28 protein-coding genes are annotated in these 20,658 nt (G+C 38.5%); 22 read left to right on the top strand and 6 right to left on the bottom strand.

What is annotated here, in order from left to right; translation table 11 throughout:
* Positions 1–13: 13 nt before the first annotated feature.
* The 22 genes from FFM67_RS10665 to FFM67_RS10765 all read left to right on the top strand — a co-directional run bounded on the left by FFM67_RS10665 (position 14) and on the right by FFM67_RS10765 (position 18,277).
* Positions 14–1,513, top strand: a complete 1,500-nt coding sequence (locus FFM67_RS10665) for a phage portal protein (protein ID WP_137614544.1) — start codon at positions 14–16, stop codon at positions 1,511–1,513.
* Positions 1,513–1,773, top strand: coding sequence for a hypothetical protein (locus FFM67_RS10670; RefSeq protein WP_137614545.1), 261 nt, complete (start codon positions 1,513–1,515; stop codon positions 1,771–1,773). The genes FFM67_RS10665 and FFM67_RS10670 overlap by 1 nt, the downstream gene beginning before the upstream one ends.
* A gap of 4 nt (positions 1,774–1,777) precedes the next feature.
* The gene (locus FFM67_RS10675) at positions 1,778–2,935 is read left to right on the top strand and encodes a phage minor capsid protein (RefSeq protein ID WP_137614546.1); all 1,158 of its coding nucleotides are present in this window, start codon (positions 1,778–1,780) and stop codon (positions 2,933–2,935) included.
* Positions 2,936–2,947: 12 nt separating this feature from the next.
* Entirely contained in the window at positions 2,948–3,121 is a 174-nt protein-coding gene (locus tag FFM67_RS12300; RefSeq protein WP_170178028.1) for a hypothetical protein, read from the top strand.
* 99 nt (positions 3,122–3,220) lie between these two features.
* On the top strand, positions 3,221–3,781 hold the full coding sequence (locus tag FFM67_RS10680; RefSeq protein ID WP_137614547.1) for a phage scaffolding protein: 561 nt from the start codon (positions 3,221–3,223) through the stop codon (positions 3,779–3,781).
* Between the two features lie 2 nt (positions 3,782–3,783).
* Positions 3,784–4,644 carry a capsid protein gene (locus FFM67_RS10685; RefSeq protein ID WP_137614548.1) on the top strand — a complete coding sequence of 287 codons (861 nt, stop codon included), beginning with the start codon at positions 3,784–3,786 and terminating at the stop codon, positions 4,642–4,644.
* Between the two features lie 17 nt (positions 4,645–4,661).
* Positions 4,662–4,898: an Ig-like domain-containing protein gene (locus FFM67_RS10690; protein WP_137614549.1), complete on the top strand. Its 237-nt coding sequence runs from the start codon at positions 4,662–4,664 to the stop codon at positions 4,896–4,898.
* A 39-nt stretch (positions 4,899–4,937) separates the two neighbouring features.
* Positions 4,938–5,339, top strand: a complete 402-nt coding sequence (locus tag FFM67_RS10695; protein WP_137614550.1) for a head-tail connector protein — start codon at positions 4,938–4,940, stop codon at positions 5,337–5,339.
* Positions 5,336–5,677 (top strand): putative minor capsid protein, encoded by a 342-nt coding sequence (locus FFM67_RS10700; RefSeq protein WP_137614551.1) that lies wholly within the window; start codon positions 5,336–5,338, stop codon positions 5,675–5,677. The genes FFM67_RS10695 and FFM67_RS10700 overlap by 4 nt, the downstream gene beginning before the upstream one ends.
* The gene (locus tag FFM67_RS10705; protein ID WP_137614552.1) at positions 5,677–6,003 is read left to right on the top strand and encodes a minor capsid protein; all 327 of its coding nucleotides are present in this window, start codon (positions 5,677–5,679) and stop codon (positions 6,001–6,003) included. Before FFM67_RS10700 ends, FFM67_RS10705 begins: the two co-directional genes overlap by 1 nt.
* Positions 6,003–6,401 carry a minor capsid protein gene (locus tag FFM67_RS10710; protein WP_137614553.1) on the top strand — a complete coding sequence of 133 codons (399 nt, stop codon included), beginning with the start codon at positions 6,003–6,005 and terminating at the stop codon, positions 6,399–6,401. The genes FFM67_RS10705 and FFM67_RS10710 overlap by 1 nt, the downstream gene beginning before the upstream one ends.
* Positions 6,401–6,883, top strand: coding sequence for a phage tail tube protein (locus tag FFM67_RS10715; RefSeq protein WP_137614554.1), 483 nt, complete (start codon positions 6,401–6,403; stop codon positions 6,881–6,883). The genes FFM67_RS10710 and FFM67_RS10715 overlap by 1 nt, the downstream gene beginning before the upstream one ends.
* A 17-nt stretch (positions 6,884–6,900) precedes the next feature.
* Positions 6,901–7,152, top strand: coding sequence for a fibronectin type III domain-containing protein (locus FFM67_RS10720; RefSeq protein ID WP_246042980.1), 252 nt, complete (start codon positions 6,901–6,903; stop codon positions 7,150–7,152).
* Positions 7,153–7,165: 13 nt separating this feature from the next.
* Positions 7,166–7,555, top strand: a complete 390-nt coding sequence (locus tag FFM67_RS10725; protein ID WP_137614556.1) for a DUF6673 family protein — start codon at positions 7,166–7,168, stop codon at positions 7,553–7,555.
* Positions 7,556–7,560: 5 nt separating this feature from the next.
* Positions 7,561–8,130, top strand: coding sequence for a Gp15 family bacteriophage protein (locus FFM67_RS10730; RefSeq protein ID WP_137614557.1), 570 nt, complete (start codon positions 7,561–7,563; stop codon positions 8,128–8,130).
* Positions 8,123–11,059 (top strand): tape measure protein, encoded by a 2,937-nt coding sequence (locus tag FFM67_RS10735; protein ID WP_170178029.1) that lies wholly within the window; start codon positions 8,123–8,125, stop codon positions 11,057–11,059. The genes FFM67_RS10730 and FFM67_RS10735 overlap by 8 nt, the downstream gene beginning before the upstream one ends.
* Positions 11,050–11,811, top strand: coding sequence for a phage tail protein (locus FFM67_RS10740; protein ID WP_137614559.1), 762 nt, complete (start codon positions 11,050–11,052; stop codon positions 11,809–11,811). Before FFM67_RS10735 ends, FFM67_RS10740 begins: the two co-directional genes overlap by 10 nt.
* Positions 11,808–14,114, top strand: a complete 2,307-nt coding sequence (locus tag FFM67_RS10745) for a phage tail spike protein (protein WP_137614560.1) — start codon at positions 11,808–11,810, stop codon at positions 14,112–14,114. The genes FFM67_RS10740 and FFM67_RS10745 overlap by 4 nt, the downstream gene beginning before the upstream one ends.
* Entirely contained in the window at positions 14,104–16,587 is a 2,484-nt protein-coding gene (locus FFM67_RS10750; protein WP_137614561.1) for a glycerophosphodiester phosphodiesterase family protein, read from the top strand. The genes FFM67_RS10745 and FFM67_RS10750 overlap by 11 nt, the downstream gene beginning before the upstream one ends.
* A gap of 50 nt (positions 16,588–16,637) precedes the next feature.
* A complete protein-coding gene (locus FFM67_RS10755) occupies positions 16,638–17,009 on the top strand; it encodes a hypothetical protein (protein WP_246042979.1) in 372 nt (123 codons plus the stop codon).
* Positions 16,999–17,211: a phage holin gene (locus FFM67_RS10760; protein WP_137614562.1), complete on the top strand. Its 213-nt coding sequence runs from the start codon at positions 16,999–17,001 to the stop codon at positions 17,209–17,211. Before FFM67_RS10755 ends, FFM67_RS10760 begins: the two co-directional genes overlap by 11 nt.
* Before the next feature lie 10 nt (positions 17,212–17,221).
* Positions 17,222–18,277, top strand: a complete 1,056-nt coding sequence (locus FFM67_RS10765; protein WP_137614563.1) for an N-acetylmuramoyl-L-alanine amidase — start codon at positions 17,222–17,224, stop codon at positions 18,275–18,277.
* Between the two features lie 17 nt (positions 18,278–18,294).
* On the opposite strand, the gene FFM67_RS10770 is transcribed toward FFM67_RS10765, so the two are convergent.
* The 6 genes from FFM67_RS10770 to FFM67_RS10795 form a co-directional block, all read right to left on the bottom strand.
* Entirely contained in the window at positions 18,295–18,795 is a 501-nt protein-coding gene (locus FFM67_RS10770) for a DNA-binding response regulator (RefSeq protein WP_174784477.1), read from the bottom strand.
* Positions 18,785–18,985 carry a hypothetical protein gene (locus FFM67_RS10775; protein ID WP_137614564.1) on the bottom strand — a complete coding sequence of 67 codons (201 nt, stop codon included), beginning with the start codon at positions 18,983–18,985 and terminating at the stop codon, positions 18,785–18,787. Before FFM67_RS10775 ends, FFM67_RS10770 begins: the two co-directional genes overlap by 11 nt.
* A gap of 17 nt (positions 18,986–19,002) precedes the next feature.
* Positions 19,003–19,503: a hypothetical protein gene (locus tag FFM67_RS10780; protein ID WP_137614565.1), complete on the bottom strand. Its 501-nt coding sequence runs from the start codon at positions 19,501–19,503 to the stop codon at positions 19,003–19,005.
* 139 nt (positions 19,504–19,642) lie between these two features.
* Positions 19,643–19,897, bottom strand: coding sequence for a hypothetical protein (locus FFM67_RS10785; protein WP_137614566.1), 255 nt, complete (start codon positions 19,895–19,897; stop codon positions 19,643–19,645).
* The gene (locus FFM67_RS10790) at positions 19,869–20,081 is read right to left on the bottom strand and encodes a hypothetical protein (RefSeq protein ID WP_137614567.1); all 213 of its coding nucleotides are present in this window, start codon (positions 20,079–20,081) and stop codon (positions 19,869–19,871) included. The genes FFM67_RS10785 and FFM67_RS10790 overlap by 29 nt, the downstream gene beginning before the upstream one ends.
* Positions 20,078–20,476, bottom strand: a complete 399-nt coding sequence (locus FFM67_RS10795; RefSeq protein ID WP_137614568.1) for a hypothetical protein — start codon at positions 20,474–20,476, stop codon at positions 20,078–20,080. Before FFM67_RS10795 ends, FFM67_RS10790 begins: the two co-directional genes overlap by 4 nt.
* Positions 20,477–20,658: the final 182 nt, after the last annotated feature.

The following is a 20,658-nucleotide window of genomic DNA, read 5'->3' on the forward strand; positions in this document are numbered from 1 at the left end:
AAGAGGTGAATTCATGTTTGAGAAATTGAAAAATCTATTGAGAATTGGAGGTGCGAAAGTGGGAGTCGTACAAACGTTAAATGATATTACTGATCATCCTAAAATATCTACAAACGCGAATGAATTGATGCGAATTCGAGAAAACAAACGGATTTACAGAAATACTTTTGGAGATGTTACTTATACAAATAGCGACGGCCATGAGATGAAACGCCCGTTTCATTCACTGAATGTGTCTAAAGTCGTTTCAAGAAAGCTTTCTAAGCTCGTCTTTAATGATGGTTGCGATATTAGTGTGGATGATAAAACTGCAGACAAGTTCTTACAAGAAGTTTTTTCTGATAACAAGTTTCGGAAAAATTTCGGTGAAGAGCTGGAGGCTGGGTATGCTATCGGCGGCTTAGCTTTGCGGCCTTATGTTGATACGAATACTAATAAGATTCGCATTTCTTATTGTCGAGCGGACACCTTTTACCCGTTGCAATCAAACACCAATGATATATCAGAAGCGGCAATTGCCACGGTTACGCAGCAAACAGAAGGTCAAAAGACAATCTATTATACGTTGCTTGAATTTCATGAGTGGGAGAACGGAACGTACTTTATTAGAAATGAGTTGTATCGTTCAGAAGAACAGAGCCAAGTTGGCGTTAAAGTAGCATTGTCTGCGCTTGATAAATATGCGTCTTTGCAAGAAGAAGTTGCTATGAAGGGCTTTAGTCGTCCACTATTCGTCTACATTAAGTTAGCCGGAAAGAACAATATTGATTTGAATAGCCCGCTTAGTTTAGGCGTGATCGATAATGCAAAACGGCAATTGATTGATATTAATGAAAAGTACGATGAATTCATGTGGGAAATTGAGGAAGCCAAACGTAAAATTCTTGCTTCTGATCATTTCTTTAAAGTTCGTTATGACGAAAAAGGTAATCCTACACGTCGCTTCGATAGCAAAACTGGAGTTTTTCAACATTTGAAATCTGACGAACCATTTATCGATGAGTTTTCTCCTTCATTACGATCAAAAGAGTTCATCGACAGCATCAACTTTATTCTTCGTATTATCGAACTTCAGACTGGATTTAGTTCGGGTACGTTCTCATTTGACGGCCAATCAGTCAAAACGGCAACAGAAATCATCAGTGAGAACTCTGAGACGTTCTCTACTCGTTCTGATAATGTTTTGATCGTTGAAGAAGCGTTGAAAGAACTCATTACTACTATTTTCGAATTGGCTAAAGCCTACAAGCTTTACTCTGGTAAAACAGATGTTGGAGTAAATATTGATTTTGATGATGGTGTTTTCCAATCACAAGATGCTAAAGCAGATTATTACTCTAAACTGGTTACTGCTGGTCTTTCGTCCAAATTGTCAGCTATTCAAAAACTGACTGGAGCGACAGAAAAAGAAGCGATGAAAATCATTTACGAGATTAGAGCTGAGAGTCTTGATCTTGATTATTCAACACAAGAAGAAAATTCTGCTAGATCGATGTTAGGAGATGATGAATAGTGTCAGATCAATTATTTGAGTGTGGGAAATGTGGTCAGTTAACTCATTTAATCACTGGCAAAACATGGATGGAAAACGAAATTATTCATGAATATGCTGAATGCGAACATTGCCACAAGAAAACAACTATTTTCTATTCTGGCAAAGAGATTCGCTCGCTTTTAATTAAACAGAAAAATACTAAGCCAAGTAAATATCGAGCAAAACTTGCAGCTGAGATTCAAAATAAGATGGATAAGTTAAAACAAGAGATGGAGTGATAGCATGATCACACCGCATCAGCTAGATTTGTGGTCCAGCAATATGGGGCACCTCTATCAATCGTTAGAAGGCGAATTAATACGTTTGATCGCTAAACGATTGAATAGCGGTCATGACAATATACTCGACTGGCAACAAGAAAAGTTGCAAGAGCTACACTTGTTCAACAAGGACGCGATCAAAGCTATTTCTCAAATCACCGGCATTGCAGAATCAGAAGTGACTCGAATATTTGAAACTTCGGGTCAAAAGATTGTTAAAGATATTGATGGTCAATTGCCTTATGATCCGTTACCATTACCAAATGATCTAGACGATATCATGAGAGCGTATCATGATCAAGTTTGGTCCGATATTAACAACTACGTGAATCAAACATTGCTATCTACTAACTTTGGATATAGTACGGCAACAACTCGAATGTATAACGACATCATTAACAAGACGACTGCTGCTTTTAACAGTGGTCTTTTTACGTTTGATGAAGCGTTGGAAAGGACGATTCAAGGATGGGCACAAAAAGGAATTCGTTCAGCGTTCGTTGATAAGGGCGGGCATTCGTGGAGTCTAGAACGATATGTTAGAACGGTTTTGAAGTCAACACTATCAAATACCTATGATCAGCTTAGGAAAGATCGTATGGAAGAATACGGTGTGCATACAGTTGTGGTAACAAGTCATATGGGAGCACGGCAAGCATGTTCGAGAATACAAGGCCACATCGTTGATTTAAGAGAATCGGTTCCTTCAAATAGCGAATACAGAAGTATTTACGATCCTTATTGGCAAGCAGAGTACGGAACAGCTGGAGGCCACCGGGGAGTTAATTGCAATCATCTGCACATTCCGTTTATACCTGGCGTTAATACAAACAATCAACCACTTTTTGACCAAAAAGAAAATGAAAAAGTCGCTGAGCTAACAAAAAAGCAACGAATGTACGAACGACAAATTGTTAAGTTCAAAAAGAATCAAATGGTAGCAGACACCTTAGGTCATTCTGGTAGCGCCAAAAAATGGGGACAGAAAGTCCGTGCCATGCAAGCAAAGCAACGTGAGTTAGTTGCATCAAATGAATACTTATCACGCAATTACGCTAGAGAGAAAGTATACACGCCACTAAACACGCTTATGAAAGATTTTAGATACGATAATTTTTAAGGAGTGATCGTTATGGAAAACAGAAACCGCAATAACGAAAATGATTTTGTAGAGTTCTTCAAAGGTCTTGATGTCAATTATCAAAAGTATCTAATTAACGAAATGCAAAAGAAACCACCAGACGAAAAGGCGCAACCGCAACAGGCAGTTAGTGCCGGTCAGGTTGGTGATCCAAAGTCTCGTTAGCCGCGTGAAGGCTATTTATTTTGCCCTAACCATGGCGTTAAACTGTTTAATCCGATCGTGGTCGTTGCCACGTTAAAACTCGAAAGGATGGAAAAGGTAATGAAAAGAGAACAACTAAAAGATTTAGGTTTATCAGACGAACAAATCGGTTCAATCATGGCATTACATGGTCAAACGGTTAACGAATTGAATAAAGGGCTAGCTACTGCAGAGCAAGAACGGAATCAATTCAAAGAACAGCTTGATTCAAACCAAACTGAACTAAATACATTGAAAGAGTCAGCGAAAGGTAATGAGGAATTAACGCAGAAACTAGCTGATTTGCAAAGTAAGTTCGACACCGTTAAATCTGAATCAGAAACGAAGCTATTAGAGCAACAAAAAGATTTCGCAATCAAGCTTGCTTTAAAAGAAGCGAGTGCGCTTGATGAAAGCATTGTTTTAAACCTTTTAGACCGAGACACGATCAAAGTTACTGATAATGGATTGCAGGGCTTAGACGAGCAATTAAAAGGTTTAAAAGAAAACAAAGCTTTCTTGTTTCAAAATAAAGAACCAGAACAAAAAACGCCGCAAGTGGTGGCTGGTGGAAATCCTGCTGGTGGTAGCGGCGGAGATAAGACAGTATTACAAAAAATTCAGGAAAGATTAGGTGAATAAATATGGCTTTAGTATTAGATAGTAAAGATTTAGCGATCATCGATAAAGAATTTAAGGCAGACTCTCAAGTTTGGGACGTATTAACTCAAGGCGCAAAAAGCATTACTGCAGCTGATTTTGTCGGGGTGAATGAAGTTCGAATTAATAAAATGTCGGGGTTTGTTGATGCATCAGCGTATAAACGTAACGGTGAAAATGCTCGTAACCAAATCAGTATTGCGAAAGAAACGATTAAGCTAACTCATGAAGATTGGTTTGGTTACGACGTGGACCAATTGGACCAATCGGAAAGTGCTGCATTAACAATTAATAATGTTGTTACAGAACACAAACGGTTAATCACAGTTCCGCGTCGTGACAAAGTAGCGGTTCAGGTAATGTTTGATAATGCTGGAAACAAAGTTAATGAGACTTTGACAGAAAAAAATATTTTGGCAGCTTATGATGCAGCAGAAGAATACATGACGGACAACGAAGTTCCGGGCGGGTACGTGATGTTTGTTTCAGCTGCAACATATCGTTTATTGAAAAATGCAGAAGGTGTGAGCAAAACATTTTCTACTAATCAAATGCAAATTAATGGCATCAACCGTACTGTAGCTCAAATTGACGGCGGTGTTCCTATTCTAAAAGTTGCTAAAGATCGCATTAGTGGCGTATCTATCGAGGATACAATTAACTTTATTATTACGCCTTTAACAGCAATCGCACCGATTGTAAAATTCGGTACAGTCGATACTGTTCCGGCGTCTCAAGATCGTTCTGGATACCGTGATACAATCAAAGGATTAGATTACTACGATGCTATGGTATTCGACAACGCTAAGAAAGCGATCTATGTTTCTTACGTCCCAAAAGCGTAGACCCCAATGAAGTGACGTTGAGCAAAAAAACGTTATCTCTAACCGTTGGGGCAACTGAAACATTAAATGCAACTGTAACGCCAGCTGAAGCGAGCGACAAGTCCGTTTCTTACAGTTCGAGTGATTCGACAGTTGCAACAGTGACGCCAGTCCAAGGAAAGGTTACTGCTGTTAAAGCTGGATCAGCTACGATTACAGTGACAACATCCAATGGAAAAACGGCTACTTGTGCTGTAACGATTACTGAAGGTTAGTCTTTTGACTAGCCTTTTTATTTTTGAAAGGAGGCTGTCATGGACTATTTAACGTTTGAGGAATACAAAGAACTTACTGGAAAAGGCGATGAGTCAAAGACAAACTTTGATAAATATTATCGCAAAGCAGTTGCTGTAATTGACAACATCACAAATCACTTTTATCAATTTAATAATATTAATGAAGACAAGATTGCCTTTCGAGTTAAACAATACAAATTGGCTTTAAGTAGTCAGATTGATTATTTTTCGGAAATGAGTGCTGATACTTTTGAAAGTTTGAATAAGTCGCCACAGTCATTTTCAGCTGGTCGAACAAGCGTTTCTAACGGAAGTAGGTATAATTCTTCTGGCGCAAACGAAAGCAAGTCATTAGTTGCTGAAGACATCTATATTTATCTTGAAGGAACAGGATTGCTATATCGAGGGGTTCGCTCATGACGATGCCGAAACCACCAAAAGATTTCTTAGTCGATTCTTTTGAATACAAAAAATATTTAGGTGAGGGCGATTGGAACGAACCCAAATATGCGGATCCAGTAGTTATAACCAGTTGTCGTATTGATAGAGGTAGCCAATACTCATTTGGTCCAACTGGTAAACAAGTGCTTTTTAATGGATTGATCTTTTGCTACGCAGGATTAACCAGTCCGTTGCCTGACTTTAAAAACCAATCACTAGTGGTTTATGATGGTCAAAATCATACGATTACTAATGTTGTGCCGGTGACAGAAGCTTACTCTGATCAAATCTATTCTTATGAAATAGAGGTGGTATGATGAGTGTTAAAGTCAACATTAAAGGCGTTCGAGCAAAGGTCAGTCCGCAAGCAATGAAGCGAGGGCGATATGCTTTAGGGAACCAAGCGATGGCAGATATGAATCCTTATGTACCAAAGAAAGATAATATTCTTAGAAATTCCGCTCACTTAAAAAATGACGGCTCTGCTATTTTGTATGAAACCAAATATGCAAAGCGTCAGTTTTATTTAAGAGGTAGAAAATACTCTACGCCGGGAACAGGCCCACGTTGGGATCTTAAAGCAAAATCGATTCACGGAAGATCATGGAAACGAGCTTTTTTGAAAGGGGCTGGAATTAAGTAATGGACTTTATCGACAGAATAAAAGACGCAATCAATACGATTGATGGATTGCCTATTCCGATTAAAAAAGGCTACCTTTCAGAGAAAGAGAGTTTAGTGATCTATCCTTTGCCAGGCAGTCAGGTAGTAACAGAGTATTATGACGGCATCAAAGACCAAGAAATTAACTACGAGATCGCAATGAAATCCAAAAACGGCGATAGAATTGAGCAGTCTTTATGGCTAATTTCGGACTATCTCGAACAATTACAAGAAGTGCATAGCACGAATGAATCATTCGAATTTAATAGACTAACAATAACGAGCAAGCCTTTCATTAACGATGCTGATGAACAAGGCTGGTTCGTTTTTTTGTTGGATTTTCAAGCAAAACTTACAACATTTGAGGGGGAAAATTAATGCTTTTAAAAATGGATTTACAAACATTTTCAAGAAATAAAAACGCAAAGCGTGAACATTATTTAGCTGAATACACGCCTGGACAAGAAACAGCGCCGACATCCACCGATGAAAACTGGCTACGTTTAGCTAAATATATCAGCTCAATCGGTGATGATACCGACGAACAAACAGATGATACAGGTTTCTACGATGGCGATGGCACACCAGAAACAACCGTAACGAGTGTCGCAGGAGCTTATAGTCCAGAAGGTTTCTATGATCCAGAAGATGCGGCACAAGCTCTTGTGGCTGGCAAAAAATATAAGATTGGTGAAGGCCGAAAAGTTTGGCATAAAGTCGTTATGACAAATGGCGATACGTATATCGGTCGTGCAACCGTCACGGATATTATTGCCGGCGCTGGGGATGCGACAGAATATGAAGATTTCAGTTGCACAATTACATTTGATCGTATTCCAGACGTTACGCCAAAAAAATAGCACCCGACGCACCAACGATTAACGTCACTGCCGGTAACGGAAAGGTAAGTTATACACTTACTGATCCGGCCGGTGCTTCGGGAATTACTGGCTATAAGATTTTGTATCGAACAGGATCAGCTGCTTTTGCTGAAAAAGAAGTAACGGCTAAAACAGGAGAGATTACTGGATTAACGAACGGATCTCAATACGACTTTAAGGCTCAAGCAAAAAATGAAGTCGGTTATGGCAAAGAGAGCACCATTGTCAAAGCCACACCAACCGCTTAGGGGGAAATAACACATGAAAGCTATTAATATTGACGTAAACCGCACCGGGTTTCCAGTGACATTAGCCGGAATCGAATTCTTTTTTGATTGTTCAACAGAGCATATCGAAAAGTATGAATCAAAATATGTTGAAGTAGAAAATAAGCTGAAAGAATTAGATGAAACTGATTCGGTCGAATCGCAAAAAGAAGCGTTAAAACTCGGTTACGATGTCATGCTAGGTGAAGGTGCCTTTAACCAGTTATATGAAAAGGTGCCGGACTTACTGGCATGGATCAATGCCTTTTTCGATTTGTCATCTGGCATTGGAAAAAATGTGGACGAATTTAAAAAAGAGCAGGAACAAAAATCAAGCCAACTTAAAAGTAAATACTTGAGTAAGAAATCTAAGAAAAAGGGGTGACAGCGATGCGGTTAAACGATCCGCTTGTTACCTCTTTTTCTTTTTGTGGTGAAACTTATCCGATTGACTTATCTTTTGACAATGTACTCGATGTATTTGATGTGCTGTCAGATTCAGCACTTTTTAAAGAGCAAAAGATTGAACTGGTTATTGATTTATTGGTAGAAGAGACTAATTTATCTATTATCGAAAAGTTGGAAATGTGGGAGTACATTAAATCAAACTTTATTTTAATCGGCGACAGCGCCACTCCTGAAACTGATGAATTAGGAAACGAAATGCCGACGAAAGTTAGCAAAAAAAGCATAGATATTTCGTTAGATGCGAAGTATATCTATGCTTCTTTTCGCCAAATTGGAATCAATCTTTTTGAAGAACAAGGAAAGCTTTCTTGGCAAGAGTTTCAAGCTCTTTTAGAAAGCCTTCCAGAAAATACGATTATGCAAAGGATCATTCAAATTCGGAATTGGGAACCGCAAAAAGCAATGGACGCAAAAGAAAAACGAAAAATGCGAGAACTGCAACGGAAGTACGCTCTTCCTAATACATTAAGAGAGGAGGAAGATGATGGCTGATGGAACAGTAACAATAGTAGTGAACGTTAATGGCAAAGATGTCACTGGTCTAAACAAAACTTTAGACCAGTTGCAAGGTAAATCGGCTAAAGCTGGTAAGAGTATTAGAGATATGGCTCTTGCGGTCGGTGCTGTAAAAGCGGTTAGTGCTGTATTCAATGTATTGAAAAATTCAGTTGGTGATGCCGTATCACGTTTTGACACGATGCAGAAATTCCCAAAAGTGATGAAAGCTCTTGGGTTTAGCGCTAGCGATTCAAACAAATCAATCAAAAAGCTTTCTGACGGTATTGATGGACTGCCTACAAAGTTAGACGATGTTGTAGCAAATACGCAACAGATGACAGCAATAACTGGTGATTTGGATAAATCGACAGACACAGTTTTAGCATTAAACAATGCCTTTCTAGCTTCTGGTGCTTCGACTGAGGATGCCAATCGAGGAATGCAACAGTTTAATCAAATGCTTTCGACAGGAACCGTTGACTTAGAGTCATGGAAAACCTTGCAAGAAACGATGCCTTTAGCTTTGCAAAAGACTGCTGAAGCGATGGGCTATACAGGAAAAACCGCTCAACGTGATTTGTACGGTGCTTTAAAAGACGGGAAAGTGACGTTCGAAGACTTCCAAACCCAATTAATTAAGTTAGGTACTGGTACTGGTGATTTGGCAAAACTAGCAAAAGAAAATAGCTTAGGATTAGCTACCTCATTCGGGAACTTGAAAAACTCTATTTCAAAAAATTTAGCAAATATTTTAACTAAGTTCGATGAAATTGTTAAAAAAGTTTCAGGCAAAACGATTGCACAACATATCGATGGTTTAAAAGGAATTATTAACTCTGCTGGTGAAGCAATTGTTAAATCAATGGATAATATTATTCCGATAATTGAAAAAGTAACCGGATTTGTAAAAGAAAATGCTACTGCATTTAAGATTTTAGGTGGAATTCTAATAGGCGTCGTAGCCGGGTTTGTTGCTTTTCAAAGTACCGTCGCTATTATGAATAGCGTTTCTAATGCTATCAAAGGCATAAAAACAGCTTTTTCAGTTATGAAGGCTGCAATCCTGACAAATCCATTTGCTTTGCTGATTGCTGGTGTTGCTGCGTTGGCAGCAGGGATGGCATATCTTTACAAGACAAATGAAAAATTCAAGGCGTTTGCCGACGGAATCATTGGTGAAACAGGGAAAATGATCAGTAACTTTCTTCGTTCTAGAGAAGTAACGGAGTTATTAAGGAAAGCGATGGATGCCATTTCGGGTATCGGTCAAAAAATTGCGGGTGTATTTTCATCTATTGTCGGGGCCGTCACTAAGAGTAATTCTTCGTTTGATGGGTCTAATGTTTTATTATCCGCATTTAAGTTTATACTTTCTAGTTTGCTGGGACCGCTAGGATTAGTGGGCAAGGCATTAGATTTTCTAGCTAAAATTGTAGGAAACGGAAGTATAGAAAGTGGAATAGATAAGATACTTGAGTCTATTTCTGGGTTATCTGGGGGTATAAAAACATACGGACCGCAATTAGGCCAATCGTTTGGTACTGCAATTCAAGGGATTTTAAGTACGATTGCTTCTGCCTTACCTGGCATTATCGCTGGAGGGTTACAAATCGTTAGTGGTCTAATTATGGGGATTGCGCAAGGTTTACCATCTTTGACCGCTGCAATCGTTCAACTGATTGGGTCATTAACAATGACGATCGTCACGTTGATTCCAACCTTAGTAGCGTCAGCAACGATGATAATAACTGCATTGCTTTCTGCTTTAGCTACTGCGCTCCCGCAGTTATTAGCAGCAGGCGTTGCTCTAATCAATTCTTTGTTACAGGGTATTACACAACAACTTCCTTCCTTAATCGCTAATGGATCTGCTTTAATCGTAGCTTGGTTAGGTGCATTAACGCAACATTTACCAGAGATAGTAGCCGCTGGGATGGAACTATTAAGCCAGTTTCTACAAGGAGTAGCGTCTAAAATTGGAGATGTCACTAATGCAGCGATTTCAGTCATTGTCAATTTCGCCAAAGCAGTTAATAGTCGAATGGGAGATATTGTTAACACGGCAGTTGATCTTGTTCTTAACTTTGCCAAAGCGATTACCTCTAGAATGCCTGATATTATCAAAGTCGGTGTTGATTTAATTGTTAGCATACTTCAAGGGATCTCTAACAATCTTGGTCGGATTATTGATGCTGCTATTAATCTTATAGTCGTATTCTTACAAGGAATTGCAAGAAAGATTTCTCAAGTAGTAGATGCAGCAATGGGCATTGTAGATGCGTTGGTTCGCGGAGTGTTACAAGCTCAAGGAAGATTAATGGATGCTGCTATTGAGCTTATTAATGGGTTTGCGAATAATATTCGCAATCGTAAATCTGATATTCAAAATGCCGGAAGAAATTTGTTAGAAGCTCTTTTGGGTGTATTTGTTCCAGATTCATTATGGAGCGCTGGTAAAAATTTGATTTTTGGTTTTGCTAATGGGATTGCCGATGCGGCATCTTTTGCAGTACGTGCAGCATCTAGAGTAGCTAGGAATGCAGTAGATGCAGTTAAAAGCGCATTAGGGATACATTCGCCATCAAGAGTATTTAGAGACCAAGTTGGTAAATATATTCCTCAAGGGATTGCGGTTGGTATTGAAGCAGATGCTGATACAGCTTATAAAGCAATGCAGAGTTTATCTAATGGTTTATTCGATGATATTACTCCAGAAGTCGCACTTGGAGCAAATAGAGTTGGTTTAGCTAATTCAGCTGGATCGATTATCAATAATTCTTCCAATTCTAAAACGTTTAGCCCATCCGTCAACATCAATATCGATAAAGCGGACATGAGCAGCGAACGAAGTATTGAAGAACAATCAGAAGAGTTGGCACAATTGACAGCAAGACAATTAAAGGGGCGTTTAGGATGGACTTAACGAATTATCCATATTTCCAATTTAGAGGGAAAAAATCAAATGACTTCAAAATGCGAATCAGAAATGAAATGGAGTTTGTAATCCCAGAAGCCTCTTTAAATTTCAGCGATGTTGATGGTAGAAATTCCGAAGTTATTTTTGATCGTGGGAAGTACAAAGATATAGAAAAGGTATTTCCAGTAAGGATTTATAAAGAATCAAATAGTACGATAGCCACACAGCTAAGAAATATTGCTGGGTGGCTGTATTTATCTCACGACTATTCTCCATTAATTTTTAGCGAATACGGTGAATATTACTATAAAGCTCTTGGTTACAGCGGTACTTCTGCTCATGACAAAGTGCGAGAGTGGCTTGATATTGACTTTACGCTCAAATGTCAGCCTTTTGTTTTTCGTTTGGACGGCGAAGACGAACGAGAAATCATGAGTGGTAAATCTATTTCAAATCCTGAGCCAATAAGTAGCCTGCCAATCGTAACATTTAACAAGACAACCGCGACGGCTGACAGCAATATCTACATTAACGGCACGCAATTCCGCATCGCAAAAGAAGCAGGTACAGGGATTATCACTATTGATAGTGAGACAGGGATCGCTTATAAAGATGGCGGAGTTAACGTATCGAAATATTGCTTAATGAACAATTCTGGTTATAACCCGATCACACTCGAACCAGGTAAAAATGAAATATCTTTTAACAATATTGATCAATTTAAAATTAAACCAAGATGGAGGAATCTAGCTGTATGAGTTCAATTATTTTACATGACAAAACAAATAATGATTGGAATTCTCTTGGATTCGGTCCACTGGTTGATGCAATGAATCCAAGAGTAACAAGAGAAAAACACGGTATTTATGATCTGCAGTTTCAATATCCAGTAAATGGTCCATTGTTCGACGAACTAAAAATTGGACGTTGGATTGTTTCTGATGCCGGACCGACAATCGTTTCCCAAGCACAACGTTTTGAAATTGCGACGATAACAAAACCGATTGACGGAATTGTTACGGTTTATTGTGAACATAAGCGGTATCAATTGCTGCGAACGATCGTCAAAGTTGGAGAGAAAATGTCCACCACAAAAGCACAACTTGCTTTAAATAGATTGTTGCAGCTTAGCGAACCGAAAAGTGATTTCACGTACTTCAGTGATGTTCAAACAGATGCTGGCATGGATTTTTCTGATCCGGCAAAATTTGAAAATGTACAATCGGCTTTAGGCGGCGTTCGAGGATCTATCTTAGATAACTTTGGCGGCGAATATCTTTTCGATAACAATAAAGTTAGCTTGCTTCAATCTGCCGGAAAAGAATCCAATGTCATTATTGCTTATGGCAAAAATTTGACAGATGTTACTCAAGAAGAGTCAATCGAGAGCACGTATACCTCTGTTTACGGTTGGGCCAAAGACGAGGAAGGAAAAGTAATAACGCTTCCTGAAACATACATTGATTCGGAATACGTTGGCTCGTACACTCAACGCCGAATACAGATGAAAGATTTTAGCGACGAGACGATTACAACCACTGCACAACTAAGAACAGCGGTTCAAAATTTCATCAAAAACAATAAAATCGGTGTCCCGAAAGTCAGCATTAAAGCAAAGTACGAAGAATTATCTAGCTCAGTTAATGCAGACAATTTAAAGTTACTAGAATCCATTGATCTCTGTGACTATGTCACTATCAGTTTTAACCAGTTGGGCATCAACACGTCAGCTCAAATCGTAAAAACTGTTTGGAATGTTGGATTAGATAAGTACGATAGTGTTGAGCTAGGAGACGCAAGAACTGATTTTGCAAAGGTACTTGAAGATAACAAAACTGATACGGGGCAAATAGAAGATAAACTTGATTGGCTTGAGGACGCACAAAATGAAGCATCTAATATTTTGAATAATCCTGGAAGAGGTAATGTAGTAATTTATCCTTCATTAGCTGATCCGCAAGAAATATTAATTATGGATACAAAAGATATAGATACTGCAAAAAATGTATGGAAGTGGAATGCGGGCGGTCTTGGGTTCAGCTCTACAGGTTATAACGGAACATACGACCTAGCTATGACAAATAATGGTGCAATAGTTGCTGACAGAGTAACAACTGGAACATTAAAGGCAATTAATATCATAGGTGTAACAATTAGTGGTAGTACCATTTCAAGCGATGGTTTAGATTATAAAATCACAATGAACAACGGGAAAATGACTTGGTTTTCAAATTCAAAAAAGAAGGATGTTATCTCTTTAGAGTCAGTAGATTCACCTCAAACTGATGTTGGCGTGGTTCAATACAAAATGTCTCCAGGTGGGGGCTTTAGAATCGTTGATACTAAGGGAAATCTAGTTATGAGTTCTTGGGATAATGGTGTTAAAGATTCCACATGGCTAAGTTTTTCAGCATCTAACTTTGATTGGAATAGTAACTCTTTTGGCGGAAACACTAGGATTAGTGCAGATGCAAATCAAATTACTATTAACGCACCTACTGCGTACACTTTTAGGAATGGCAATCTGACTAACGGGATGAGCTGGGGGCTATATAATAACCAAGACAGCTTTTTTAATGATGGTTTGAGAGTTAGAAATGGGTTAAGCGTTGCGGGCGGATTAAGTGTTAGTGGGACAAAAAGCTCATTAGTAAAAACAAAAAACTATAACGAAAGACTATTGTATGCATTTGAAACACCAGAATATTTATTTGCAACGTACGGTAAAGCGACTACTAATGAAGATGGATATGTAGAAGTGAAAATTGAACCGATGTTTTTGGAGACGATCAATACGGAATCGAAGAACTATCACGTATTTGTTTCCCCATACGACAATTCTAATGCATATGCATGCTATTTAGAAACTGACAGGTTTTTAATTAAATCTGATAAACCTAATGTTGAAGTTAGTTGGCAATTGGTAGCATATCGAAAAGGATACGAAGATTTCTACTTGGAAACACCAGAAACAAATGGAGATAAATCACCAGACTTAGTTCAATATCCGCTAGAGAACGGAAATGTTAAAGATTATGAGGAGGTAGACCATGACAAATAAAATTTTGAATCTGGATATCTCAAAAGAGCCCAAATTGAATCCAATTATTTACGGCCGTGTCGGCGATGGTGGCAGTCAGCGAGTTACATTAAATACGTCGAAACGTGACGAACAACTAGATTTAACAGGATATACGATTACGTTTGAAGGTGTGACAAGCGGCGGAAAGACAAAAGTGTTTGATTCTGATAATGTCGTCGTTACATCTGAAGGTTTAAAAAAAGGTACGTTTGATTATGTTTTTCCGAATATGGCTTTTGCCGTCAAAGGAAAATATGAACGAGCGTACTTTTCTTTTATTAAAGATGGGATTAGAGACACCAGCGGCGAAATCGAAATCATTGTATTTGGTAACGCTGATATAAATGCAGCAGAAGCGGAAACGGTCATCACTGAATACAATAAACTATTCGCTGAATTACAGGAACTTCAAAAAAATAATATTGCTGATTTGCAAGAGCAAGCTGAAACTATTCAAACCCGTTTATCCGAACTTGCTAAACGACTAGACGAACTTGAACTAGGTGTTAGACTTCACGATGCCTATGCTTGGTCAGCAGACGGGACTGACAGGTTCACTAAGGTTTATCCGGGAAAAAATATCTTTAATCACATTGCAGACTATCCAGACAATTTAATATGGAATAGAGAATTAGTGTGTTATGAAGCTGTAAGCCCGAACATAGCTTTTGCGATGTTCTATGTTGGAAAATTGATAACTGATTTAAGTAAAACGTACACAATGTCTTTTGAAATTGAAGCGCTAAACGACACTATTCAATTTGCAAATAGCGTTTTTTATTTAAACTCTACTACTTCCGTTCAACACAACAAACCAATTTTAATCAAAGATAAAAAAGTCAAGGTATTTGCTACTTTTAAACTTACCACAACCTCGAATACGCTTGTGCATACTTATTTCAATAAGTCGCCACAAGGGGCATTCAGAATTTATAACGTAAAGGTTGAAGAAGGCAACACTCAGACAATTTATACTACACCACCATCAGAAGACCCAATAAATGCGGTACCACAATATAGAGGAATCGGTTTAGTAGATTCTGATAATCCAGCGGACTATTCGTGGCAAGCTGAGGATAACACGATTGCTAAAAAAGCAACTCTTGATTCCCATACTGAAAATATCAGTAATCCACATAAAGTCACGAAAACGCAAATTGGACTAGGAAACGTTGATAACTACGGTGTAGCTACGCAATCAGAAGCAGAAGTAGGATTAGCTGAGAATAAATTTGTCACTCCTTTAGGAGTCAAGCAGCACACGGACAAACGTATCGCGACAGCTTCTGATGTATTGATTGGAACAAATAAAAAACAATTGTTGACTCCGTATTCGACAAAATTATTTTATGATAGCCAAGAAAAAAATCGTAGCAAGTTTTTGTCTGTTCGAACTAAATATGCAGCGCATCGTGGAAACAACAGCGTATTTCCAGAAAACAGTTTGGAGGCGTTTAAGTCTGTAACACGTCATGAATTTTTTGAATGTGACGTACAAGTCACGAAAGACGATGAGTGGATCGTTATGCATGATACGACTGTCGACCGCACGACGAATGGGACAGGAAACGTCAAAGATTTAACCTACGCTCAGATTCGGGCATTAAAAATAGATGCTGGCAGTAATATTAATAATTTGCAGGACTGGCAAAAGGTAGTTCCTGATTTAAGCGACGTATGCCAGTGTGCCCGTTATGGAAAATCAATCCCGATGATCGAAATCAAAGGGGGGGCGGGCGAAGTCTATTCAGATGCGCAACTAGACAAGTTCATGGATACATTACATCAATTCAGAATGTTACCAGATGGCGCGATTGTTATTTCATTTGATGCAGATATTCTAGCTAGGATACGCCAAAGATCAAACGAAATAGAGTTGATGTGGATTCAAAATTCTATTCCACTAAACGGATTAGATATTTGCAAAGCTAACCGATTTGGAATTGATGTCGCTTATAATTCGGCAACGCTCACAAAAGAAAATATCACTGCTTTCCATAAAGCTGGCTTGCTAGTTGGAACGTGGACGACGCCTGAAGAAAATCACCAACAACAGGAGGGACTGGGTGTCGATATTATCACCACTAATTCAAAATCTGGATTTTTAAGATATGGAAGTTTGACATTGAAAAACGGATTTACAGGAAATACGAATAACGGGCTTCAAAATTATAATGTCGTTGAAGAGATTTCACCTGGACAAGTACGAGCCTATTTCAATGTGCTGAATGGGGTAAATACATCAGATTCACTTGTTGCAACATTCCCCGATTGGGCTGTACCTTTTGCGAACAGCTGGCAATTCTGCAATATCAGAACAAGTTCTGGTTCAATTTTAGCGACAGCGAACGTGATGGGTAAAACATCTGAAAACGCAGGAATCTGGATAGGATTGAACTGGACCCAAAGAACAACTTGGGCTGCAGGAGTGCTGCACTGGTCTCTTTATTAGCACACTTTCGGGTGTGCTTTTTTATTTTTGATTGGAAGGTGGAAAGATATGTGCATTTTTTAGATGAGCTTTTGGAGTTAAACGGGGTATTAATGTCGTTCGGGGTTGGTGGAATTGTTGGCGTTCTGGCTTGGGTTGGAAAACTCATTAAGAAAAACAGGGAGACAACAGAACAAACGAAACAATTAACGGAAAAACGATTTGTCGTGCTTGAAGCGGCCAACGTCGCAATCTTGCATAACGAGATATACAAGCAATGCACGTACTTTATTTCTCAAGGTGAGATATCGGTGGATGACTTGGATAATTTAGATTATCTATGGCGTGGCTATCATGGTCTTGGTGGAAACGGTACGGGCGAGCTACTTTACAACAGAGTCAAAGAATTACCATTGAAGGGAGGTGATCCACGTGCAAAATAAGACATATGAGACACTCAAATGGGTAGCAGCAATTGTAATCCCTGCGTTAGCTACTTTCATTGGATTAGTTGGTAAAGCAATTAATTGGGAATATACCGATACTACGGTAATTATTGTTTCCGGGCTAGGTGCGTTCTTAGGAACCATTTTAGGTGTATCTAATAGAACCTACAAGATGTTTTACAATCAGAATGATTCATAGGAGGACTAGAATGAAAAAGAAAATTGCTGTTTTGAGCCTGTTTATGGCTCTTTTTTTGTTGCCAATTCACGGATTCGCGTATACGGTTAATCACGAATTTAATTTAGGGCCAGGCGAAGGAAGCTCACAATTAGCCCAAAATCGCTATATCATCGTCCACGATACGGCAAATCCGAACGCTTCAGGCCGTAACGAAGCAACGTATATGAAGCGCAACTGGCGAAATGCTTATACTACGCACATTGTTGGCGATGGGATTGTTTATCAGGTTGGTCAGCCAGGATATGTAAGTTACGGCGCTTTGAACGCCAATCCTTATGCACCAGCACAAATTGAGTTACAAGCTACGCCAGATAAAGTCTTGTTTGCTAAAAACTACGCTGTATATATCGAGTTGATTCGTGATCTCTGCAATCAATTCGGGATTCCAAAAACGTTAGATAACATCTACGGAACGAATGGCGCTAAGTCGCATTTATGGGTAACAAATAATTTTGGTGGCGACCACACCGATCCCTATGGATACCTAGCGTCTATGGGAATCAGCAAAGCGCAGTTCGCTAACGATATCGCCAATGGTTTAAACAATCAACCAAACAAACCAACACCGCCAAATACCGTTAATGTAGACAAAGAAGTGAAGTATGTTCGAATCAAAGAGTCCGCTCGTGCTTACGGTCGTTCTAGTCAAAAACGCGTGATTCCTTCTGGTGCTAGAAACATGGCGTTTACAGTCATCAAGCGGATTGATGTAGCGTATGATGCTAGAATTAACTACGAGTATCTAGTCGAGTATCAAGGAAAACGAGAGTGGGTTATTTCGACTGATGTTGACGCTGTCAATGCTTTTGATCCGCAAGTGATCGAAGTTGCAAAGCACAGCACTAACTTTAGTCCAAGCTCGCAACATCGAGTAACACCAAACACGATCAAAGATAAAAGGTACACCGTTCAAAAAGTTCACCAGTTGATTTTTGGCGGGAAGCTGCAAAATGAATACTTAATCAAATACAATGCTAACAAACCAGCTGAATGGATTCTTGAACAGGACGCTGTAGCTAAATAGTAAAACAGCCCTCGACTTTAAAAAGTCGGGGGCTTATTTTTTTCGTGCCATTTTCTAGCATTGACGGCACTTCGAGTTGGTTCTTTACTATTGTGTTCGCCTTTTCGATACGCGGACAGGTTATTAACTGATCCAATAGAAATAGATAGTTTCTGAGCGACTTCACTTGAAGAAAATCCTTCGTTTAGCAATTCATTAACTTTAATGCTTTCAGGAGTAGAGTAGACGCCTTCAGTGATTAATAGTTTCCGGACTTTTACACGTGATATTTCGTGTTGAATTGCTGTTTCTCTAATTGATTCAGTTTTTTGATACGTCTTAACAACCGCTTTGCTATCCACTTTAATCATCTTTTGTGGAAGATATTTTGCTTTGAGATTTTTCCGAAATTGTACAGCATCTTCAAAATTTAAAAATCCTCTTTTTTGGTAATGTGAACCGTTAACCCACAATTCAGATTGATATTTAGTGACGCCGTTTTGCTCATAAGAGCGAACACCAGGTACGCTAGTCTTCACGTTTTTCCTCCAATTTCTTCTTAGCTAATTCAATAATATCATTTAATTGATCGTCCGTTGCGTGCAACTTAATAAAACTTTTTGCAGACGAAAAGTTTTTTAAATTTCTACGATGAGTCTTAGCTTCTGCGCTAAGACCCTGTTCGTATTTTTTTTGGTTATCTGGATAGTAAGTATTATTTTCTTTCATATCAATATAATTCCTTTCTAGTAGTTGTCATGATCCGCGTCGCGTACAGTGATTGTTTTATAAGCTGTTCTTACGAAACTGAAAGCGTCGTTTCCTTGATGTTTTTTGCGGATTGCTTGTAATTCGCGGGCTTCTTTTTCGACTGATGCAGGAACTTTAACGTCGTAACGGCTTCTCATGTTTCCAACGCCGTTTCCTTCGTACCATTTTGATTTAGATACTTTATGTTTGATAGTGACTAACTCGCCGTCAAAATCAGCATTATCAATGATTTCTTTTAATTCTAAAGCTCGTTTCATGTCTGATTCAGTTTGTTCCGCTAACTCAATATATTTAGCGATTTCGATTTCAGCAGCTTCTTTTAATTCTGGATAAGTTTCGATAAGATAGTAGTTATCATCTGATTTACTAAGCTTACCTTTATCAGTGAATTTTTCGAAAGTATAACCTAGCTTTCTCAATTCTCCGCCAACTTCAATTTTTTCATTTGTATAAGCGACAACTTGATGTTTAATCATGATGATCATCCTTTCATATCTCTTTCTATACTTATATTATAGTACAGGTACTATAATATGTCAATGGTTTTGCTGAATAATTCAATAAAATCATATAAAAACGCACATAAAAATACCTCCTCAAAAAGAAGGTACGTGATCACACAGCTATTCTATTAAATTCTTTCATTATCTTCGTTTCACCGATCACACCATACTTTTTCACTACGAATTGTTTTCTACTATTATATTCACCAGCTGCGGCAATCCTCATACCGTCTTCCACATCTGCCAGAAAATTAAGAGAGTGAGTAGCAATTAAACACGATTGATTGTTTAGCTTAAAATAGACGAGGGGACGCTCAGAAAACTTTAGTATCTTGATGCTAGTTACAATACCATTCAAACTCATCATTTAAACCACTCCCATAATTTAAAATATAGTAATCGAAATCAGTCAATCCATTTGATTTACTACAATAAAAAGAAAAGCAACGCTCTCCGACTTCATAAATTGCATTAGGACCAAAATCCCACAATACTGTTTCCAATTTAGAAAAGGGGATATATCCAAATTCGTAAGCTAAAATTGGATTCACTTTAGCTCGCTCCATTTTTTCCAATCATAAAGTTCCACGTTTCTTATCTCGTCATAGTCTACTTTCTGATCATCAATGTAGATCCCAAGCTCATCAAATCCACGGATCATACCAGTGATATCATCAAGATATTTTCCTTCAACGTCTAATTGTTCCAGCTGAATAGCAACGGGCCGTGACTTCAAACGAGCGTGTTCTAATACTTGTTCGATTTCGTGAGTGTACATCTGTGGTTTCTGTTCATTAACTTTCGCTCGTTCTGTTTTATCTTTTTTCATAGCAGCAGTATGGTCAGACAAAAAGAATCCTGTCATCCATTTCATCATTCCGCGATCGTGATACGCACGTTTCGCTTCTAAGAATACTTCTTTAGCACCTTCGTCTGTGTAAGCCATTATAGATCACCTCGCAAACATTATACAAACATATGTTCGGCGTGTAAAGCGATTGATTACACAAAAATTACACAAAAAGGAAATAATTTGCATAAGAAAAACACATCATAGAAGATGTGTGTTATGCTTTGCATATTGGTTTTATCTTCCTATAAAACGGCTTAGAAGCCCGTCACCCGCTT

Origin of the sequence: Enterococcus viikkiensis, from assembly GCF_005405345.1 — a bacterium.
Taxonomy (GTDB): domain Bacteria; phylum Bacillota; class Bacilli; order Lactobacillales; family Enterococcaceae; genus Enterococcus_A; species Enterococcus_A viikkiensis.

What these genes read in the sequence shown, in the direction of transcription:
- FFM67_RS10785 (WP_137614566.1), bottom strand. Translation starts at nt 19,897, where the DNA reads ATGATGAGTTTGAATGGTATTGTAACTAGCATCAAGATACTAAAGTTT.
- FFM67_RS10780 (WP_137614565.1), bottom strand. Translation starts at nt 19,503, where the DNA reads ATGATTAAACATCAAGTTGTCGCTTATACAAATGAAAAAATTGAAGTT.
- FFM67_RS10740 (WP_137614559.1), top strand. Translation starts at nt 11,050, where the DNA reads ATGGACTTAACGAATTATCCATATTTCCAATTTAGAGGGAAAAAATCA.
- FFM67_RS10700 (WP_137614551.1), top strand. Translation starts at nt 5,336, where the DNA reads ATGACGATGCCGAAACCACCAAAAGATTTCTTAGTCGATTCTTTTGAA.
- FFM67_RS10795 (WP_137614568.1), bottom strand. Translation starts at nt 20,476, where the DNA reads ATGGCTTACACAGACGAAGGTGCTAAAGAAGTATTCTTAGAAGCGAAA.
- FFM67_RS10695 (WP_137614550.1), top strand. Translation starts at nt 4,938, where the DNA reads ATGGACTATTTAACGTTTGAGGAATACAAAGAACTTACTGGAAAAGGC.
- FFM67_RS10730 (WP_137614557.1), top strand. Translation starts at nt 7,561, where the DNA reads ATGCGGTTAAACGATCCGCTTGTTACCTCTTTTTCTTTTTGTGGTGAA.
- FFM67_RS10685 (WP_137614548.1), top strand. Translation starts at nt 3,784, where the DNA reads ATGGCTTTAGTATTAGATAGTAAAGATTTAGCGATCATCGATAAAGAA.
- FFM67_RS10665 (WP_137614544.1), top strand. Translation starts at nt 14, where the DNA reads ATGTTTGAGAAATTGAAAAATCTATTGAGAATTGGAGGTGCGAAAGTG.
- FFM67_RS10735 (WP_170178029.1), top strand. Translation starts at nt 8,123, where the DNA reads ATGGCTGATGGAACAGTAACAATAGTAGTGAACGTTAATGGCAAAGAT.
- FFM67_RS10710 (WP_137614553.1), top strand. Translation starts at nt 6,003, where the DNA reads ATGGACTTTATCGACAGAATAAAAGACGCAATCAATACGATTGATGGA.
- FFM67_RS10725 (WP_137614556.1), top strand. Translation starts at nt 7,166, where the DNA reads ATGAAAGCTATTAATATTGACGTAAACCGCACCGGGTTTCCAGTGACA.
- FFM67_RS10775 (WP_137614564.1), bottom strand. Translation starts at nt 18,985, where the DNA reads ATGAAAGAAAATAATACTTACTATCCAGATAACCAAAAAAAATACGAA.
- FFM67_RS10705 (WP_137614552.1), top strand. Translation starts at nt 5,677, where the DNA reads ATGAGTGTTAAAGTCAACATTAAAGGCGTTCGAGCAAAGGTCAGTCCG.
- FFM67_RS10750 (WP_137614561.1), top strand. Translation starts at nt 14,104, where the DNA reads ATGACAAATAAAATTTTGAATCTGGATATCTCAAAAGAGCCCAAATTG.
- FFM67_RS12300 (WP_170178028.1), top strand. Translation starts at nt 2,948, where the DNA reads ATGGAAAACAGAAACCGCAATAACGAAAATGATTTTGTAGAGTTCTTC.
- FFM67_RS10745 (WP_137614560.1), top strand. Translation starts at nt 11,808, where the DNA reads ATGAGTTCAATTATTTTACATGACAAAACAAATAATGATTGGAATTCT.
- FFM67_RS10765 (WP_137614563.1), top strand. Translation starts at nt 17,222, where the DNA reads ATGAAAAAGAAAATTGCTGTTTTGAGCCTGTTTATGGCTCTTTTTTTG.
- FFM67_RS10675 (WP_137614546.1), top strand. Translation starts at nt 1,778, where the DNA reads ATGATCACACCGCATCAGCTAGATTTGTGGTCCAGCAATATGGGGCAC.
- FFM67_RS10680 (WP_137614547.1), top strand. Translation starts at nt 3,221, where the DNA reads ATGAAAAGAGAACAACTAAAAGATTTAGGTTTATCAGACGAACAAATC.
- FFM67_RS10715 (WP_137614554.1), top strand. Translation starts at nt 6,401, where the DNA reads ATGCTTTTAAAAATGGATTTACAAACATTTTCAAGAAATAAAAACGCA.